12 protein-coding genes are annotated in these 20,904 nt (G+C 44.1%); 6 read left to right on the top strand and 6 right to left on the bottom strand.

Features of this window, described 5'->3' with window-relative positions:
- Nucleotides 1–20: 20 nt before the first annotated feature.
- The 5 genes from AC1RRY_RS15940 to AC1RRY_RS15920 all read right to left on the bottom strand — a co-directional run bounded on the left by AC1RRY_RS15940 (nucleotide 21) and on the right by AC1RRY_RS15920 (nucleotide 8,698).
- Nucleotides 21–1,310: a hypothetical protein gene (locus tag AC1RRY_RS15940; RefSeq protein ID WP_492822817.1), complete on the bottom strand. Its 1,290-nt coding sequence runs from the start codon at nucleotides 1,308–1,310 to the stop codon at nucleotides 21–23.
- Between the two features lie 221 nt (nucleotides 1,311–1,531).
- Complete coding sequence (locus AC1RRY_RS15935; protein WP_492822819.1) at nucleotides 1,532–2,884, bottom strand: purple acid phosphatase family protein; 1,353 nt, start codon at nucleotides 2,882–2,884, stop codon at nucleotides 1,532–1,534.
- A gap of 91 nt (nucleotides 2,885–2,975) precedes the next feature.
- Nucleotides 2,976–4,613 (bottom strand): SusD/RagB family nutrient-binding outer membrane lipoprotein, encoded by a 1,638-nt coding sequence (locus AC1RRY_RS15930; protein ID WP_492822821.1) that lies wholly within the window; start codon nucleotides 4,611–4,613, stop codon nucleotides 2,976–2,978.
- A gap of 23 nt (nucleotides 4,614–4,636) precedes the next feature.
- Nucleotides 4,637–8,026: a SusC/RagA family TonB-linked outer membrane protein gene (locus AC1RRY_RS15925; protein ID WP_492822823.1), complete on the bottom strand. Its 3,390-nt coding sequence runs from the start codon at nucleotides 8,024–8,026 to the stop codon at nucleotides 4,637–4,639.
- Between the two features lie 132 nt (nucleotides 8,027–8,158).
- Entirely contained in the window at nucleotides 8,159–8,698 is a 540-nt protein-coding gene (locus tag AC1RRY_RS15920) for an RNA polymerase sigma factor (RefSeq protein WP_492822825.1), read from the bottom strand.
- Nucleotides 8,699–9,159: 461 nt separating this feature from the next.
- Between AC1RRY_RS15920 and AC1RRY_RS15915 the strand changes: the two genes are divergently transcribed.
- Nucleotides 9,160–10,311, top strand: a complete 1,152-nt coding sequence (locus tag AC1RRY_RS15915; protein ID WP_492822827.1) for a DmpA family aminopeptidase — start codon at nucleotides 9,160–9,162, stop codon at nucleotides 10,309–10,311.
- Between the two features lie 187 nt (nucleotides 10,312–10,498).
- Here the strand turns inward: AC1RRY_RS15915 and AC1RRY_RS15910 are convergent, their stop codons facing one another.
- A complete protein-coding gene (locus AC1RRY_RS15910; RefSeq protein ID WP_492822829.1) occupies nucleotides 10,499–11,356 on the bottom strand; it encodes an alpha/beta hydrolase fold domain-containing protein in 858 nt (285 codons plus the stop codon).
- A gap of 163 nt (nucleotides 11,357–11,519) precedes the next feature.
- On the opposite strand from AC1RRY_RS15910, the gene AC1RRY_RS15905 reads away from it, so the two are divergent.
- The 5 genes from AC1RRY_RS15905 to AC1RRY_RS15885 all read left to right on the top strand — a co-directional run bounded on the left by AC1RRY_RS15905 (nucleotide 11,520) and on the right by AC1RRY_RS15885 (nucleotide 20,902).
- Nucleotides 11,520–13,928, top strand: a complete 2,409-nt coding sequence (locus tag AC1RRY_RS15905) for a GH92 family glycosyl hydrolase (RefSeq protein ID WP_492822831.1) — start codon at nucleotides 11,520–11,522, stop codon at nucleotides 13,926–13,928.
- A gap of 78 nt (nucleotides 13,929–14,006) precedes the next feature.
- Nucleotides 14,007–16,307 (top strand): ligand-binding sensor domain-containing protein, encoded by a 2,301-nt coding sequence (locus tag AC1RRY_RS15900; RefSeq protein WP_492822833.1) that lies wholly within the window; start codon nucleotides 14,007–14,009, stop codon nucleotides 16,305–16,307.
- 16 nt (nucleotides 16,308–16,323) lie between these two features.
- Nucleotides 16,324–17,385, top strand: a complete 1,062-nt coding sequence (locus AC1RRY_RS15895; RefSeq protein ID WP_492822835.1) for a polysaccharide deacetylase family protein — start codon at nucleotides 16,324–16,326, stop codon at nucleotides 17,383–17,385.
- 65 nt (nucleotides 17,386–17,450) lie between these two features.
- Nucleotides 17,451–18,629 carry a sialidase family protein gene (locus AC1RRY_RS15890; RefSeq protein WP_492822837.1) on the top strand — a complete coding sequence of 393 codons (1,179 nt, stop codon included), beginning with the start codon at nucleotides 17,451–17,453 and terminating at the stop codon, nucleotides 18,627–18,629.
- A gap of 44 nt (nucleotides 18,630–18,673) precedes the next feature.
- Nucleotides 18,674–20,902 carry a hypothetical protein gene (locus AC1RRY_RS15885; protein WP_492822839.1) on the top strand — a complete coding sequence of 743 codons (2,229 nt, stop codon included), beginning with the start codon at nucleotides 18,674–18,676 and terminating at the stop codon, nucleotides 20,900–20,902.
- Nucleotides 20,903–20,904: the final 2 nt, after the last annotated feature.

The raw sequence follows: 20,904 nt of genomic DNA, 5'->3' as shown, positions 1-20,904 counted from the left end.
AAATTTTTAGATAATCAACATTATTGTGGTTTCGGACTGTCTTTCACAAGCTTCAATGCTTGTTCAATATATATTTCGCCGGTCATTTCACCCAGACTTGTTCTGCTCACGTACTCGTATCTTTTAAAGCTGTTAAAATCTACTTTGGTAAGCATGTAGCCGAAGGCATCGTTGGTAAGCCCGAACAAAAACGGCAGTTTGGTATTCATATTACGTTTTACATAATAACCAATATTCGGCAATGCTTCGCCGGGAATAGTCAGAATCTGCGCCGGGCCGATGTTAAGCAGGTTCAGTTGCGTACTCACTATATTCGCTTTGCTCAGGTCATGTTTCAAAGGAGAGTTTTTCAGAATAAAACGCATAATCTCTGAATCAACCGGAAACTCAATTTTACGGGCTACACAATATACATCAGGGTTCGGAAGAACAGCGGCTTTGTCTACAATGCGCAGTGCTTCATCAGCCAGTAGTTCTCCTATTCTGATACATTCTTCCCAGGTATTGGCTTCTTTTTGTCCGTTGCCTTCTTTGCCATACTCCAGACGTGTATCGGCTGTTACCATGCCGCCTTGTGCGCCATTCATAAACAAGGCTATGCCGCCTGCTTTGGCTTCAATGCGGTCATACAGAGGGCCGCACAAATCCGGACTAAGGATACCTCTGCCTGAACCGATTACCTCTGGATGCACCGCATAGTTCACCAGAGTAGCAATGGCCTTACCCTGACGGCTTCCTGTAGTTGCAATGGCCTGAATAACTCCACAGCGTGGATCGTATAAGGCCGGAGCATAATAGTTATAAGCTATTTTACCTTTGGCTTCTTCTACGGCAATTTTCAGAGAGGCAGGTTCCAGTTTACTGATGGCCTCGTTCACGGCATCTGCAATTTGCTGCACGCACCAGTCAAGATATTTCAAATCAGCTGATGCTTTTCCGCTGGCATCAGGGAAAGCATAGGCATCAGGGCCGCTATGCGTGTGCGTAGCGCCTATCAGGATGTTTTCTGCAGGTATACCCTTTATCAATGCTCTCGATCTGTTGCCCAGAATGGAAGTCCAGCCCAGATTATCAACATTCACAATAGCAATGCGTGTGGTTCCTTTCTCAAAAACCATTGCTCGGGCATATAATTCTCCTTTTTTCTGAGTGCTGGGTTTAGGTGTACCTATACCGCCCGATACGGGCAGCAGAGGATTAGGTGTAATAACCCGCAGCGCCGCTCCAACTTTCAGAGTCTGAGCATAGCTTGCGGTTACACTAAAAAAGCAAAAGGTTAATAGGGTTAAACAGATGGTGTATTTCTTCATGTCAATCATAGGTATTTAAGTACGTATTCCGTGCTTTTAATAGTAAGTATCAGGTTGGTTTACAAAATTTCACAGCCTGATAACTTATCTTTTGTTATACTATCCGGCAGTAGGAATGGACTATTGACAACAAAACATTTTTTGAGCAAGGCATGAGGAGAAACAGGGCTTTCCATGAAACAAAAAAAGGGACAAGCGTTTGGCTTATCCCTTCCTTACTATTAATTCTTCTCAGGTGTTTTCGGAATCTTATTCACCAACAGGTTGGATTTGCCGGGCTGTTTTTTCAGCTCAAAAGCGTCATACAGTTCTCCGGTAGCCGTAAAGGCTTTATACAAAAGGGAATTGCCCTCAACAGTCAGTAATTGAAACAACTGTGTATTGCTGGCCTTACGGTTCATCCAGGGGTCGTTTGATATGTCATACATTTTCGGCCCCGATACAGACACCACATATACGGTTCCTGATGCCTGGTTCTTATTACCTTGCCCATTAACTGAATTACTCACCATACCACGTCCATAGGCGTGGTCATGGCCTTGTAGCACGATATCTACCTTATGCTTGTCGATGATTGGTTTGAACCGCTTGCGCAATTCAATATTATCACGGTTTGGTTTGGTTGAATAAAACGGATAATGCAGCGTAATGGCTGTCCATTTACGCGGGTTATGGGTCAGTACCGAGTCAAGCCATTTGGCCTGTGCCGTAGCGAAATGCTCTGACTCATCTATTTCTTCGGCGTTCAAAGAGATAACTTTCAGGTCTGCATAATTCACCTCAAAGCAGGTCTCTTCCAATCCTTTCGGGCCGTTGGTCGGTAATGTAAATTGCGGTCTCCACTGTGGTGACAGTTTACCTTTACCGTATTCATGGTTACCTGGTGTCATCACACTTGGTACCGTGGCATGAATATAAGAGCCTGCATAAAACCACTCGCCCCATTCCACATCATGGTCATGGCGGTTAATGAGGTCTCCGGCATGTAGCATAAACGATACCTCCGGCATAGTTTTATAGGCCTCTCTGATTACTCTTGACCATAGCGATTTTACATCGTTCTGTGCATCGCCGAAATAAAGAAATGAAATAGGTCTGTTAGGCTTATTGCCCGGCATACGAAACTGGAACCATTCGCTCCAATGTTTGTCGTTCCCTACACGATACACATACAGTCCGCCGGGTTGTAGATTATCTATCACACCCGAGTGATAATAAGCCTTCACTTCGGGTTCATTTGTATACTTAGTTTTGAGGTACTCAGAAGTGGCAGCAATGGTACGCACGTTTTTCAAAAACTGCGTTCCGTCTGTGGCAGGGGCAATCTGAATTTCTCCTTTGGTAATGGTGGTATCTGTACGCCAGTTAACTGCTATTGAGGTTTCAGGCGTTGCTGTCAGATTTAGTATGATGCGGTCTGGTGTTGCTGATGGAAACAGGACTTTCACGTCCATATTCAATGACCTGGCGTGTTCGTGCGGATGGCTGTGCGATTGAGAAAAAGCTGTATAAAAACTACTACTGCAAATAAAAAAACCAAGAGCTGTTAGTATATTTTTTCTGATAAAATTCATACCTAAGATGTTTGGGTTCGTCAATTAAAATGAGAGGCGGTCATTAAAACCGCCCCTAATTTACTTCTTTTCAAAACAATCTATTTTATTCTTACCAAGGTTTTCCTGTTCCTTGAATCACCCATGGTTTCGACCACGCGCTGTTTTTACCATCAGCTTGTGAGAAATTAGTTACTTCCAATTTATCCAATGCGGCCGAAGTATTCGTTTTATTGATATTCAGTTCGTCCTGCATGTAATAGAATCTAACTGGCAATGCCTGACGTTTGGCAGCAGGGCCGGCTTTCAGCGCAGGTAAACCTGTTCTTCTGAAATCGAACCATGCTTCGGTTGCAGCTGTCCAGCTGGCAATCCATTTTTGCTCCAATACTTGTTTCAAAGTACCTTCATAAGCTACACCTGCATTAGCAAGATAAGTATTGGCTGTACCACTTACACCCCAGGTAGCCAAAGATGCTCTCACACCTGCTTCGTAACGTGCTTTTGCATCACCTGCCGACCAGCCTTTCAAAGTAGCTTCTGCCAGAATAAAGTTTACCTCAGCTGCAGAAATCAAACGGGCTTTCAACAATGGTCCCGAAGGAGCTTTGTAGATATCGTTCAGGAACGAAACGTGCGGGTTGAATGATGTCTGGCCCGGAGTTGGATTCAGGTTGTAAGCCGATGGCAATGCCGAGAAACTGGTTGGAAGACCAACATACTCAGGGTCTGTATCCACAACCGTTGCTCCTACTTTATCAGGCGACAAATATCTTTTACCACCTTCAATTTTATCTGTTCCGGCAGGAAGAGTAGCATCCACTACTAACGGAATCTCTACTTTGTTTGCCCAGATCGCCAAACGAGGATCTTTCAAAGACTGTAAAGACTCAACCAATGTACCACCCATTTTAATACGACGGTAGTTACTGCCACTGGCATCAACTGTTGTATTGGCTGGCCATGAAGTAGCTTCACTGGTACCAACAAAAGCCATAGTAGCATCGTCAGTATTGGCAGTGATGATAGGATACTGCGCTGCATTACCTATGATTTTCTCAATACCGGCTTTGGCAACATCAGGTTTTTTGCCAGAGATACGCATGTAATAACGTAGTGCCAACGAGTTAGCCATTTTTCTCCATTTGGCAGGGTCGCCGTTGTAATAAACGTCAACGTTATCTACAATACTCGAATACTCAGCTTTAGATTTAGACAACAAAGTGTTAGCTTTCTCCAAATCAGCCAGTATTCCGGTATAAATAGCCTCCTGGCTGTCGAATGACGGCAGGATATCTTCTGTTTTACCTAACTCACCTTTCAAGGCACTGCTATAAGGAGCATCGCCCCACAAATCGGTAATCAAACCAAACATGAATGATTTCATTACAAGCGCTACACCCTGGTGGAACTCGAAATTAAGTGCCACGGCTCTGTCATACACCAACTGGTTGTTACGCAAAACGTCATAATAACCACTCCAGCTCTGGTTAGTCCAATCATAATCATTATGACCAGACGACCACGCATCTTTTTGTGTATGTTGTACCACACCTGCTATATCCTGGTAGCCCAGGTTCACATATATTTTTGCCGCTTCTGTTAACACTGTCGGCAACACCAGGTTCGGATTCACCAGATCAGGCTGTACCCCGTTCGGGTTATTGTTCACTTCTGTCAGGTCTTCACAAGAGAAGAAACTCGTAAACAGAAAGACTAATGCTATAATTTTTTTATAACTGGTTTTCATTGATTTCAGAGTTTAAGATTTTTTTAGAAAGTCAAACCTAGCTTAAAGCCTACCGGAATAACCCATGGTGTTACGTTATATCTTTCTATACCTTGTTTGAATTGAGTACCTGCCTGTGCACCAGCCTGAGGTTGGAACGCCATTTCAGGATCGATACCGATCTTAGCGGCTGTCCACAACATGATGTTACGGCTGTATACCGAGAAGTTGGCACTTTGCATACCCAGTCTTTTTACAAAGTTGCTTGGCAGTTCATAGCCTAGTGATACTTCTCTCAATTTAATGAACGAGGCATCGAACAAAGCCGCTCTTGTGAAATCCCAAGGATAGTTATCACCATAAGGAATAATCTTAGTACCAGGGCCACCAAGGTTTTCGGTGTAACCTGTAATCTGACCAGCCTCGTTGTATTGTGCAATCACACCAGGGTTGAACACACCATACATGTAAGTGTTACCGCCGTATTCGAACGGATACCCACCGTATTCAGCCGTAGGACCACCCACAATGTTGAATTTGTTTCCTGCTACTCTTACCAGGTCGTTGTTAACCAGATAGTTGCGAAGTGCTTCACCAGTCAGACCGTTAGGATTGATCAGGTTATCAAGGAAACGTTGTGATTTAAGGTCAGACTCACCGTAACGATAGGTTTGAGAAACGAAATCACCACCTTGTCTCCAGTCGAATGTCATATTCAGGCTGAAATTTTTGTAGCTCAACGAAGTTTGTAAACCTAAGATGAAATCAGGGTTGAAGTTACCGATTTTGTTACGTGTATTGCTGGCACTAACCGACTGCCATGAACCGTTATCGTCAAGGATTGGATAACCGAAATACGGTGACGACTGATCTTTTACAGTTACAAGTTCAGAGTCATAGATATCACCGATAGTTTCGCCTACGTATGTCCATGCACCACCTTTGGCGTCTGTCCACAATGTATAGAAATCAAGACCCGGGCTCAACTCTTTAATTGTTGTTCTGTTTCTGTAGAAGTTAGCTGTTAAATCCAATCTCCAGCCGTTTTTCTCTAGTGGAGTACCACCAACTGTGATCTCAGTACCTTTACTTACAAGCAACCCGGCGTTAATGTTCTTCGAAGTATATCCTGTTGAAGGAGGTAGTTTCGTAGGGATAATCTGGTTTCTGTTTTCAACCATGTAGTAAGTACCTGATACTCTCAATTTGTTTTTGAACATGGTCAGGTCAACACCAAGGTCGTATGAAGTAGATATCTCAGGTTTCAAATCAGGCAATAAGATAGTACCTGATTTCGACAAACGAGTAAGTCCGTTCCATGCTTCGTTGCTTCCCAATGTATTCAACAAGCTGTAAGGGTTAGTATCGTTACCTACCTGAGCTACACCGGCTCTCAATTTCAACATGTTAAGATTTGGTGATGAGGTAGCAAACAACTCATTAGCCAAAAAGCTCAACGAAGCCGCAGGATAGAAATACGAACGGTTTTCTACAGGAAGTGTACTAGACCAGTCGTTTCTGCCGGTAAGATCTAAGAATACAAGATCTTTGTAACCAACTGTGGCAGTTCCGTAAAGGCTGTATACCAATTTTTCAGACATGCTGCTTCTGTACTCAAGGTTAGCAGGAGCAATATTTTGCAAGGTAAATAAACCCGGGATAATCAAACCGGTACCATTTCTACTTTTGTTTTCAACGTCAGAATAACGTGTGTTACGAATGTTACCACCGGCAGATACTGTTAACGTAATATCTTTCAGGTTTTTGTTATAAGTAGCAAGGAAATCACTGTTGCTTTCAAAGCGGTTGAACGCTGTTACACCATAAGCACCACGAGGTTCTGCTGTATAACTGCTTCCAATTTTGGTTTCGCGTTTTTCACCGTATGTATCTACAGCGTATCTCGCCATTAAGCTCAACTCAGGAGTGATTTGATAATCAGCTTTCAAGTTTCCGAACAAACGGTTTCTTTCGAAAGCATTTTTCACTTCATGCGCTAAGAACCAAGGGTTGTTGTAGTTTCCTTTCGACTGAGTTTTTTGTTGCAAACCTTCCTGACCTGGTACCCAGTAGTCTTTCAGTTCGTTGATGTCGATATGTGGAGATACTGCATACGCCCATTGTAGTGGGTTAGCGCCTCTTTCACCTGCCGGACGGTTATTAGAGTTATTGCGGCTTAAGTCGATATTAGTGCTAACTCTTAGTTTATTGCTTAGTTTCAATGAAGTAGCAATAGCTAAAGAGTTTTTGAACAGGTCAGAACCCGGAATAATACCACGGTTAGCCATGTTTGAGTAAGCCACACGGTAGTTTACGAAATCGTTGCTGTTAGCAATTGAGATACCGTTAGTAGTAGTGATACCAGTCTGTACGAAATCTCTCACGTTGTTTGGATGCGAGATCAACTCAGTCGGAATCTGTTTACCGCTGGCGTCTCTCGGGCTGTTCCATTGAATGGCTTTGTAGCCTTTATCCAATTCCGGACCTACACCACCCGCTGATCCTTCGTCAATCATCAATACTCCACCAGGGTATGGATTGTTGTCAGGCGTAAAAGGAAGAATACCTGTTGCATATTTAGAGTGCATATCCAGGAATCTGTATGGTTGATCGAAAACTGTGTTAGTTGTCAGGTTAACTGTCATTTTCTTAGCTTTCGAACCATTTTTAGTAGTGATGATCACTACCCCGTTACCCGCTCTTGAACCGTAAAGTGCAGCAGCACTTGGCCCTTTCAGGATTGACACGCTCTCAACGTTATCAGGGTTTAAGTCAGAAATGGCGTTACCGTAGTCAACACGGTTATCACCACCAATCTGGCCTACGTTGTTCAATGTGTTAATGATAGGTACACCGTCAATCACAAACAACGGCTGGTTGTCGTTACTTAATGATTTGGCACCTCTGATAACCATACTTACCGACGAACCAGTACCACCGGTAGCGTTGATAGCCACACCGGCCACTTTGCCCGACATGGCGTTCAGTATGTTTTCGTTAGAGATACGGCTCAAATCTTTGCCGTCTACTTTACCAACCGAATAACCTAATGATTTTTCTTCGCGTTTGATACCCAAGGCAGTTACAACAACCTCTTTCAGACTTTCTGAACTTACATTCAGTTCTACATCTACTGTGCTTCTGTTTCCTACCTGAACCTCGGTAGCTTCATAACCAACAAAAGATAGAACCAACACTGAATTGCTGCCGCTTACTTCAATTGAGTAATTACCGTTGGCATTAGAGCTTGTTCCTTTCTGTGTACCTTTTAATACAATGTTTACACCGGGCATGGCCGAACCGTCCTCTTTGGAGGTTACTTTACCTGTCACCGTCCGGGTCTGCGCCCAAGCCGTAGGAGCACATACTCCAAGCAGGAATCCATAAAAAACCAAACCCCTAAGCATGCTTCGGAGAGTAAAGTTTAACTTCATAATATGTGTTTTTAAAGTGAAGATAGAATTGTAACTCAAGTTTATTTGTTTTAAATTTTACTGAATTACTCTACAAGTGGTTAAATGTACTACTGTGTTTGAATTATTAAATTATAAAATTGGAGAAGACTGTCAGAGAGCTAAAGTCATGTCTACGCTGCCACGCAGAAACTGCTTTGCCTTTACAAGCTGGTTTTTAACCGTATTTTTGGAGATACGCATCATTTCGGCAATTTCCTGATATGATTTGCCGTCTTCAACATTCAGTTTGAGAATCATTTTCCGTTTAGCAGGCAGGCTGTTCATGGCGTTGCGAAGCAAAACAATTTTTGCCTCTTCCGCTTCCGAATCCCTGCTATGGTCATCTTCCATCATTTGCAGATACTGATGCTGAAGCGACTGGTTCCGTTCAAGTTTTTTCAGATAATCAAAAGCCAGATTTCTGAGGCAGGTAAAAATATAAGAGTTAAAATTTAACTCCGGATTAATCTGCTCTCTTCTATTCCATATCTTAATAAAAACTTCATGCAACATATTTTCAGCCTCTTCTTCGTCTTTCACAATGGCCATTGAAAATCGGATACCGGGTTCTTTGTAGTGATTATATAATTTTGTAAAGGCCTTGCTGTCTCCCTCGGCCACTTTCATAATTATGCGATCAAGTGCTTCCATAATGTTAGCTAAAAGTTAAGGATAGGTGGTATTGGTTAAATAAAAAAGGTCTTATATCAGGTCGTCAATAAGTACAAAATATTCTCACAATAGTGCCAATTTAAAGAAATCATATTTTTGCCATTGCCGCTTAGTGCCGGATTTTTATAATGAGCAAAAAAACACGTTGATTAATTCTAAAGAGATTCCTTAATTGGCAGTTGAAACTCCGTAAAGTTTTCTAAAATTATATGGCTGAGTAATTATGAAATAAATGTACAAGGATTTTCGTACACTATATTCGCATATTTCGTAAAATAATCCTCAAAAAGCGCAAGCCTATTATTTATTAACTTTAAGCTAAAATTGGAGCAGAAATTAATAACAGTTTAGTAAAATTGTACCTATTCCATATCCTCAATTTGCGTTTTTTCCTGAACAAAACATTTCTCTTATCTTTAGGCAATATTCCGATACACCGCATGAAAAAACTTCTCCTTTTTGTCTTCTTCCTACCGCTCGTTCTCTCGGCTCAGAAACCCCGTGCGCGTGCACTGGGTATTCCTTTCGATGGCAACACAGGGCCGCATAATGCCATTACCGATGTGTCGGGTGTGGAAGTGGGCTATGAAACGCTCATCAAGGGCACAGGAGAACTCCGTACAGGCAAAGGCCCCGTGCGAACCGGGGTAACGGTCATTTTACCGAAGGGCAAAACTGATGCCAGCTACCCTGCTGCCTGGTTTTCATTAAATGGCGACGGCGAATTAACCGGCCTGCCTTCAATAGATGACTTCGGCATGGGCTATGGCCCTATTGGCATTACCAACACCAACAGCGTAGGCATTGTGAAAGATGCCATTGGCGAGTGGTGCTTCAAAAAATTCTCGAAAGGGGATTTCGTCGACTATTCCTTCGGCTTACCTGTGGTGGGCGAAACCTGGGATGGCGCCCTGAACGACATCAACGGGTTTCATGTAAAAAAAGAGCATGTGTGGGATGCCCTCAACCATGCCCGAACCGGAAAAGTAGCTGAAGGCAATGTTGGCGGAGGCACAGGCATGGCACTGTATAGTTTCAAAGGAGGTAGCGGTACGGCTTCAAGAGTTTTTATGATCGATTCAACCCAATATACACTGGGTGTATTCGTACAGGCCAATTTCGGCCGGAGAAACGAACTTACAATAGCCGGGGTTCCGGTAGGTAAAGAAATACAGGACCTCGCTCCTATCATCAACCGCGATAAACGAAAAGACGGTTCCATCATTGCCATTATCGCTACCGATGCACCGCTATTGTCCGGCCAGTTGAAATTGCTGGCTAAGAGAATCACCCATGGTATTGCCCGCACAGGCACTTATTCTCACCATGGCTCAGGCGAAATTTTCCTGGCATTTTCAACGGCTTCGCCTATATATAATAAGGAAAATACAGAAGAGCAGTGGAAGGTGATTCCGAAGTGGCATTTAGACCCTGTATTTAAGGCAACCGTAGAGGCTACGGAAGAAGCAATCATCAATGCACTGGTAGCCGCAGAAGACATGGAAGGAATCAACGGTAATAAATTTTTCGGTATCCCACACGACAGGCTCAAAGCCATTATGAAGAAGTATAACCGGTTGGTGGAGAAGTAATGGTAATATAAAGATGAAACCCGCGATGGAACAACATTCACCGACTTAAGTCGGTGGCTATTTAAATAAAGGTATTTTGTATGTATAAAGCCGACTTAAGTCGGCTTATAACAATAAAGTTTATTTCCTTTGTTTAATTAGGCGGTGAATTTATTCACCATTTCTCCGGGAAAATTACTAAGCAAAATCATTTCGCCGGAAAAACCTCCTGCAACCAAATAGTCAATTTAGCATAAATATCAAACAGGCTCTTCCGCATTTCATGAGTTTCACTCGGGTACAGCTCCAATTGCGAACGTAATCCTAATTCCTGATACTTCTTATGCAATGCTTTTGCCTGATGCACAGGAACCAGCTCATCGCTCTCTCCATGAAAAATAATAGTCGGTACGCCCGTATCTTTATTTAAATGTCGAATCGGGCTGGCCTCTACAGCAATAGGGGCATCCGGATCAGCATTTCCCAGAAACTGTGTTACGATACTCCCACCAGACTCACCTTTTCTGAATACCCTGTCGGTCAGGTCGGTGGGGCCAACAATGTCAATAATGGTTTTTATCTGCCTACCTTTGTCATACGTGTATGTGTATAATAAGGATAGATGCGCTCCGGCACTTACGCCCAGCAAAGCAAATTCGTTTCCATGATAGCCATAGGTTGAAGCTTTGGCGGTAAGAAACGCAAAGGCATTCTTTAGATCCTCTATTTGCGCAGGAAAACGGTTTTTGTTTTCTTTCAGCAAACGATAATTAAGTGACACAACCCCATAGCCTTTAGAAGTAAGCATGCTGACCAGTATTTTCGGGAAATCGTTCTTGCTCCCCCATTTCCAGGAGCCGCCGTGCACATATACTATCAATTTGGTAGCAGGTGTATGGTTAACGGGCAAATAAAGGTCAAGCAGGTTGCTGTTTCCTTCCGCAGGCCCGTAAGATAAATTCAAATACTGTTTATAAGTGGAATCCTGCTGCAAAAAGCTTTTACTCCAGGTTTGTACTGAGGCCATACACATTAAAACAAGAACAGATAAGAATGGATGCTTCATATTTATTTTCTTCGATTCTGCTATATAATACTATATAAGGTATTCTTTGTACCAACAGAAAAACGTTTAAATTATTGTTTTTTTTCTCGCTTCGATAGTCTTGAACCACGGTATCGAAGTACTTAATCTGTATATCTTAACCAATCCGAGCCTTGCTGAATGTATGAACAAGCGTCTATACACCCATTCAACCCTAAACCTTAAAACCCGATTCCTGTTACTTTTTATTGGACTGACCGCAATCATGGTCAATCAGTCCTGTTCTTCCGACAGTAAAAACAATCCTGTTGATTTGGTTGACCCATTCATCGGAACCGATTACTTCGGGCATACCTTCCCCGGAGCAGTAGTACCCTACGGAATGATACAGCTAAGCCCCGACCACGATACACAGGGCTGGACATACAGCAGCGGATACAGCTATTCTGACAGCTCTATTGCCGGGTTCAGTCACACGCATTTCAGTGGCGTGGGTATGACCACCGGCGGTGATATCCTGCTGATGCCCACCGTTAACGACAAAATTCAGACCAGCCCGGGTACCAAAGAAAATCCTGATGCGGGCTATCGTTCAAGATACAACAAGGCTGATGAAAAAGCCGTACCGGGCTATTACAGTGTTTTGCTGAAAGATGATAACATCAAAGCCGAGCTGACCACCACCAAACGTGTAGGCATGCACCGCTACACTTTCCCGAAAGCGAGGCGTTCCAATATATTGCTCGACTTAGGCCATGAAATTGGCAAAGACGATAAAAGCGGTTTGTCATTACTAAAAATAGTAGGCGATAGCACCATTGAAGGATACAAGGATGCCAACGGAACAATGGTATATTTTGTAGCTCAATTCAGCCGGCCGTTTGATTACTACGGCACCTGGGATTCTGACTACAACACACCTGAATCGGCTGAGGGTTTCTGGCCTTATAAAGATGAAGAAAAAGGCCTGAACGTAGGGGCTTTTGTAAGCTACGCCACCAAAGAAGCCGAACAGATACTGGTAAAAGTAGGCATCTCTTTTGTAAGCATTGATGGCGCACGTAATAACCTGCAAAGCGAACTTCCCCATTGGGACTTCGATAAGGTAAAAGAGAATGCCTATCAGGCTTGGAACGACGAACTGAAAAAAGTTTCGGTAACCACCAAAGACGCCGGCAAAAAACAGATTTTCTATACAGCGGTTTACCGCAGCATACTGGCTCAGTACACCGGACAAGATGCTAACGGACAATATGTAGGCATGGATAAAAAGGTACATACGGCCAAAGACTATGACTTCTATCCGAATTTTTCATGCTGGGATACTTATCGCAGCCAGCACCCTTTGCTAACCCTTGTAGCGCCTGACCATGTAAATGACCTGGTGAAATCAATTGCCGCCAAAACATCAGAATACGGTTGGCTACCTGCACAGCATTTCAGAAATACTTTCGGACAGGGAATGGTTGGTGACCACCTGGTACCTGTAATTGTAGACGCCTATATAAAAGGATATAGAGATTGGGATATTGAGGCATTATACAACGCCATGCGCAAAAAAGCGCTGGAAGCCCCTCCTGCCCCACTACCTGCCTCCAACGGTCGTTCCGGTCTGACAGATTATATAAATTTAGGTTATGCACCATGCGACGTAGTTACTGAATCGGTACCCAACACGCTCGAACTGGCCTATAACGACTGGTGTATTGCCCAACTGGCCGATGCACTCGGTAAAAAGGAAGATGCCGCACTGTTTTACAAACGTGCTCAGAACTACCGGAATGTATATGACACCGGTACACAATTTATGCGCCCGCGAATGAAAAACGGATCATGGCTACCGGAAAAAGGCACTAATGAACAGGAAATTGCAAAAGCAGGAGAACACTTCTACTACAAATATTTCGACCCTCTACTGGTGGGTCGTCGGCCTAACCGCCATTATACCGAATCAAATGCCTGGCAATATCTATGGTCGGTGCAACATGATGTAAAAGGTTTGGTAGACCTGCTGGGTGGTGACGAAGCCTTTAACAAACGTCTGGATACTTTCTTTGATATGGAGGCCTCTATCAGTGAGCCTAAATATGTAGGTGTGGTAGGTACCATCGGGCAATATGTGCACGGCAACCAGCCCTCGCACCATGTAGCCTATCTTTATAATTATGCGGCAGCTCCGTGGAAAACCCAGGCACGCACCCGTGAAATCATGCAGAAATTCTATCGCACTGGTCCCGGCGGACTAAGCGGTAACGAAGACATGGGTTCTTTGTCGTCATGGTTTGTGCTGAGTAGTATGGGTATTTATCCGGTTACACCCGGCAGTAGTCAATATGCCATTGGCAGTCCATTGTTTGATGCCGTTGAAATCAGTGCAAAAGATAACAAAATCTTTAAAATCGTTGCTAACAACAATAGCGCCGATAACAAATATATTCAGTCGGCTACGTTGAATGGGAAACCGTTTAATCGTTGTTTCATCGACCAGTCGGAAATAATGGCCGGTGGTGAATTGTTTTTTGAAATGGGCTCAACCCCTAACAAAGCATGGGGAGTAGGAAAAGATGCAGTGCCGTATTCGTTTAGCAAATGATGAATAGTCAATGGCGAATTAGTGAATAACAAGTATCAGTATATTCTATAAAACATTATTTATAAAGTAGACAGGCATATGATAACCAAAGGATTGTTCAGCACACAGAAAAAACTATGGTTTTTTATCCTTGCAGGATTAACTCTGACATTTTTTATGTATGCCTGCAAGTCTACTGAAAAACAGGAAGCAACGTCTACTTATAAAGACACGCCCTTCTGGCAGGAATACCACGAGGCATACCCTGTAAGCGCCAAAGCCGAAGAAAACGAAGTAAGAAGCATCATCGTCGATAAAGCAGACAATGTATGGATAGCTACTGCCGCAGGCATTTTCAAGAAAAAGGCCGGAGAAGCAAGCTGGACATCCATGCTGAGTGGCGAAGACAAAGGCCCGGCTTATTCAGTCGAAGTTGACGAGGGGGGCACTGTCTGGATGGGCACCTGGAGTGGCATCTATCGCTATCAGAATAACCAGCTTGAAAAACTAGCTGGTATTACCGCCCCCATCTCTGCTATTTGTGCTGCTAAAGAAGGTGTTTATGCCCTAGGGCCACATGGCCTCTGGTTATTTGACGGACAAACTTTTAAGAAACCTCAGTCAAACAAGGAAGGTTATCAATTACCCCGTTCTATCAGAGACGTAATCTCTGACAATAAGGGTGGTCTCTGGATTGCCAGCGATGTGGGTCTTTATCATACTTCTGCTCAGGAAACAAAAGTATTCCGCAACAAAGACGAGGTCATCAGCGGGTATATTAAAGGCATTGCTATTGATAGCAATCAGCATCTCTGGGCAGGTGGCTTAGGTGGGGTTAGTATTATTCAAGCAGATAAAAAAGTAAGAGAAATTAATACAAAACAAGGATTGCCGACAGTGTTTGTAACTTGTGTAGAAACAGCACCCAACGGAACCTTGTGGGTTGGAACCGAACAGGGGTTGGTTCGCTATCAGGCACATTCAGCCACACCCGACAGCAGCTACTCTATGCTTTTCAGTCGCCGGTGGTTGCTCGATGACCATGTGAATGATATTGCCTTTGATGCCAACGGCAATGCATGGATAGCTACTCCGAAAGGAGTAAGCGCCATCAAGCGCCGGCAAATGACCCTGGCACAGAAAAACGATTATTTTATGGATGTGCTCATGAAACGCCACATCCGCGCGCCATGGATTGCCGGACAAGCTCACTTACGCATACCGGGAGACACTACTTCATGGCAACCGGAAGATGATGATAATGATGGAGAATACACCGGCAATTATCTGGCTCTGGAAGCATTCAGATATGCCGTCACCAAAAATCCGGAGGCAAAAGAAAATGCCCGTAAGGCATTCGGATTCCTGAAGTTGCTGCAGGAAGTAACAGACACCGAAGGCTTCTTTGCACGCACCATAGTGCCTTCCGACTGGGGTTTTGTGCATGATGGCAACCGTACCTTTACTCCTCATCAATTGGCTGACGAACTGGTAAAAGAACCGCGTTTCAAGCCTGTGGAGGTTCGTTGGCGAAAATCAAAAGATGGCAAATGGCTCTGGAAAGGCGACACCAGCAGTGACGAAATGTGCGGACACATGTTCGGCTATTTCTTTTACTATGAATTAGTAGCTGATGAGGCTGAAAAAGTTATCATCCGTCAACACGTATCACGTATTGTCGACTATCTCATCAAGCATAATTTCAATTTTTTCGACCTCGACGGCAAGCCTACCCGCTGGTCGGTGTGGTCACCGGATCAACTGAACCGGGACCCTGAATGGGCACCCGACAAAAACCAGAATTCTATGGAGATGCTGGCCTTTCTGAAATTTGCACATTATATAACCAAAGACGAAAAGTATCAGAAGCATTACCTGAGGCTCATTAACGAAGAGCATTATCTCGACAACATGGCGCAGGTACCCAATCAGAATAGAGCCTGGTTTATTTATTTCGATACCATTTTACAGGCTTACCTCTACCCTATTTTTCTGAAATGTGAAACCGACCCGGAGCGACTGGCTTTCTATGAGAAACATATCGACCAATGGTTCGAAAACCGCAAGGCCGACCATAATCCGCTCATTAATTTCATTTATTGCTATTCACGTGGCAAAAAGGCAGAGGTAGCTAACTCAGTCGACTTTCTGAAAGATACCCCGCTCGACCTCGTCGACTGGCACATTGACCATACCAAACGGGAAGATATACAACTGGTGCGTAGCATAGTTCTGGATGAACTGCAGGTGAGCAAACTACCTCCTGCCAGTATCAGAAAAACCGTGCGTTGGGACAAAAATCCGTTTGATGCCCGTGGTGGCGACCCACATGTAGAAAGAGAACCCGTTTTCTGGCTTTTACCATACTGGATGGGCCGATATACAAATATGATTCAATAAATAAATTCTTTTACCGATGATAAAGCTAAAACTACCATTATTAGCAGGCCTCCTTTTTACTTCTGTGGCTTTCGCGCAGGCGCAGGAAACCTATGCCGAAAAACTGGGTTTTCCGAAAGGAAAGAAAGTAGTAATTTTCCATGTGGACGACTGCGGCATGTCCTATTCATCCAATCAGGGAGCCATTAAATCGATTGAACAGGGTGTAGCCACCTCGTGTAGCATCATGATGCCCTGCCCCTGGGCACCAAGTTTCATTAAGAATTATATCCAGAAGAAAAATCCGAATCTGGATGCCGGATTGCACCTGACACTCACCTCAGAATGGAAAGATTATCGCTGGGCCCCGGTCGCAGGTTTTGAGCACGCCCCGGGACTGGTAGACGAAGAAGCCTGCATGTGGCACACAGTTGAACAGGTAGTTAAAAATGCTTCAGCCGATGAAGTAGAGAAAGAAATCAGAGCGCAACTAGCCCGCGCACAAAAAATCGGTCTGAAACCAACGCATTTAGATTCGCACATGGGTACATTATTCGCTCATCAGCCGTTTCTGGAGAGATACATTAAAGTCGGTGTTGAAACCGGTATTCCGGTGATGTTCCCCGGTGGGAATAATAAATTGCTCATTGAATGTCTCAATGCACCTGTTATCAAAAGTCTGAAGGCCAAAGGCCAATGGAAAGAAGGCATGCAATTGCCTGTACCTGCCGTTGCCAAACAAGCCAAAGGAGTAGGAGAAATGATCTGGAAATCGGGTCTACCCGTTCTGGACGACCTCCATACTATCAGTGGCGACTGGAAACCGGAAGGCACTAACATAAGTGCTGAGGCCTGGGGTAAATATAAAGCACAGAAATTCATCGAAACACTCAAAAACATGCAGCCTGGCGTAGCCATGCTGATTGTGCACAGCAGCGATATTACCGATGCTTTCCAGCATATCAGTGGTTCGGGCGGTTCTCGTTATGCCGACATGCATTCGATGATGAGCCTTGAACTGAAAGCCTATATTGAATCAGAAGGTATTATTTTAACAACGTTCCGCGAATTAGCGGAGAGACGCAAAAAGGTAAAATAAAAAACCAGATTCGTAGAGCCGCATTGCAATGCGGTTCACACCAAAAATATTGATAACACCACCAAATGAAAAAAACACTAACGCTACTTTTACTAACTTTAATCAGCAGTTGGCAAGTATTGGCACAGAATCCGGCCATACTGCATTCGGCTATTATTTTCCCTTTGCAGGAACAACACGTGCATGGCAGCAGCATTGTCAGTCTGCCTAATGGCGATTTCCTGACCGTATGGTTTCAGGGAAGCGGCGAACGCACAGCAGACGACGTAAAAATTATGGGCGCCAGACTTCGCAAAGGCGAGAAAACCTGGAGTGAACCTTTTCTGATGGCAGACACGCCCAATATCCCCGATTGCAACCCTGTCGTATTTCTGAATCAGGAAAACAAACTTTTTCTGGTCTGGATAGCCGTACAGGCCAATAAGTGGGAACAATCTATTTTAAGATTCAGAACTTCAACCGATTATACCAGACCGGGTGCGCCTGTATGGAACTGGCAGGATAATATTCTGCTGAAACCCGGCGACGACTTCGCCAAAGAAGTAGCCACCCGTTTCAAACAAATGCCAGACACTCATGCCGGATGGGCAGGTTATGCTCCAAAGTATGACGACATGGTTATTAACGCAGCCACAGACGCCACCAAACGCAGCATCGGCTGGATGACCCGTATCAAACCGCTATTGATGAACAACGGTCGTATTGTATTACCACTTTATTCAGATGGTTATAATATGTCGATGATGGCTATTTCTGACGATAACGGCGCCAGTTGGCACCCTAGCCTGCCACTGGTAGGGCGCGGGCCTATACAACCGGCAATAGTACAAAAGAAAAATGGCAACCTGATAGCCTACATGCGTGACAGCGGCGATAGCCCCACCCGTGTACACATCAGCGAGTCTGCAGACAAAGGCGAAAGCTGGTCAGCCTCAATTAAGACGGACATACCGAACACCGCCAGTGTAGAACTGCTGGTGCTGAACGACGGCCGTTGGGCATTTCTGGGCAATGATATTTATGACGGCCGGTACAAGCTTAGTCTGTATCTATCAGACGATGAAGGCAAAACCTGGAAATGGAAAATCAGAATGGAAGACCATGATCCGAACAAAGGTGGCTTTTCGTATCCGTCACTGATTCAAACCAAAGACGGACTGCTGCACATGACATACTCGTATCATCCGGAAAACAAACAGAAATCGATCAAATATGCAGTCGTTGACCCACAGAAAATCAAGTAAATTCCCGTTACACACAAAATACTAATCAATTACCTTACATTCTTATGAGATTATCTCCTTACATTATCATTTGTTTAGCATTGGCAGGCTTTGCCTCTTTTGCGCAAAAGGCCCCTGTTAAAACACAACCCATGTATCAGGACAAGCCTTTTTTACAGGACTACGCCATTAAGTATTATGTAAAATCGGCCAATACAAAACTGATTGATGTGGCTGCCGACAGAAACGGTGCCATCAAAATATTTTCGTCAGAAGGTCTGTTGCTAACACACGACGGCCATTTTTTGTATCCGGGTTCATTGGAGGCTGATAAGACCTACCGTACCATTGGTCATAAAAACCTTAAAGGCTTAGGCAGTTACCAGAACCAATTTGTGTTACTGGATGATAAAACCGTGCTAAGCAATGCCTGGGCAGGTAAATTGTTCAACAAGCACGAACTGACCGACGCTAAGCTTTTTGCAGGTGGTAAAGACTTTGCTTTTCTGGTGTCAGACGGTAAATCTTTACAATTGGTAAAAGATTCAAAAAGCATCTGGAAAGGCAACCTTGAAGGAGATGAGGTAGTAGCGCTACGCTATCAGGACAACACCGATACTTTCTGGATCCTGGGTAAAAAATCTTTATCCACCCTTTCAGGTTCAAAATTAACCAAAGTGTTCACCGGCTCAGGGTTCACGGCCTTCGATACTGATGGTAAGAAAATAATCATCGGTACTACCGATGGAATCATCACGCTTGATGCCACCTCGAAAAAACAGATAGGCGCTAAAAATCAGAAATTGCCGGTTACAGAAATCACAGCAGTAAAAGTGATCGGTGACAGATTCTGGTTTGGTTCAAGCAACGGAGCTTTTGCTTCTCGTGTGGATGGCAAGTTCGATTACTACAACGGTGAGCGTTGGCTTCCGGGTAATGTGGTAACTAATATCGCCGAAGGCCCTGAAAGCTCGGCTTTAATATTAACAACCGCAGGTTTAGGCCAAATCTGTTATAAGAAAATGACCTTGCACGACAAAGCCGTTTTCTACGATAAACAAGTGCGCAGCCGCCACATCCGCAATGGTTTCAATGCTTCCATCAGCCGTATGGAAAAAGGAAACCTGAGCACCGGATACCTGTCTGACTCTGACAACGACGGTCTGTGGACAACGATGTATCTGGGTGGTGAAATTTTCAGATATTCAGTTACCAAAGACCCCGAAGCCCTGCAAAACTGTGTGGAATCGCTTGATGCTTTGGAGCGCCTGTATACCGTTAATGGTATTCCGGGCTTCCCTTCACGTTCGTTTGAAAGAAGCGGCTATATCAATCAGTTATCTGACCCTGAGCGCTGGCAACATTCAGCCGACCCAGAGTGGGACTGGAAAGCTACCACCAGTAGTGATGAGGTAATCGGTCATATTTTTGCCTTTGGCGCTATGGCAGAGATCATACAGGAGCCTGTCATTAAAAAACGTGCCATTACGCTTATCGACACGCTTATGAGTCATATCGTTAAGAATGATATGTATATGATTGATTATAACGGTAAACCTACTCAATGGGGCCGTTGGAATCCTGAATATGTAAATGCGTTCCCGATCAATGTGGGTGACAGAAAGCTGAATTCATCAAATATTGTGGCTATGCTTCAAACGGCCTACCATTTCACTAAAAAAGAAAAATACAAACAGAAGGCATTTGAACTGATGAAAAAACATGGCTACTACGAAAACCTGATGCGCCCGATGAGTGTTATTGGCAAAGCCGCAGAAGATGCAGATGCACACAGCAAGCACATGTCTGACGGTTGGAACCACTCTGACGACGAAATGTATTTCGTGGGCTACTGGGGTTTGTACCGCTATGCCTTTAACGATACCCTGAAAGCCGCTTACAAAAAAGCTATTATTGACCACTGGGAGGCCGAACGCCCTGAAAAAGAAGGAGCCTGGAATATATTTACAGCATTGACAGGCACCAAAGAATTTGACCTGAACGAAGCAGCCTGGTATTTAAGAGAATATCCATTGGATTTAGTAGATTGGGTTATCACAAACAGCCATCGTAAAGATATTGAGAAAATAGCGCCGAACTTCCGTAACCAAACCATTAAAGAGGTTTTACCGCCTGACGAGGGACCTATTCAACGCCATAACGGTAATACATTTAATCTCGACCGTAGAGGTGGCAACGGCACATCAGAACACAGCGCGGGTGACATCTGGTTGTTGCCTTACTGGATGGGCCGATACCTTGGGGTAATCAGCCCACCGACAACTATCAAGTAAAT

It is taken from the genome of Emticicia sp. GW821-FHT11C11, assembly GCF_058808615.1.
Note: the sequence above shows the minus strand (reverse complement) of the source record. Positions and strands in the feature narration are given on the sequence as shown.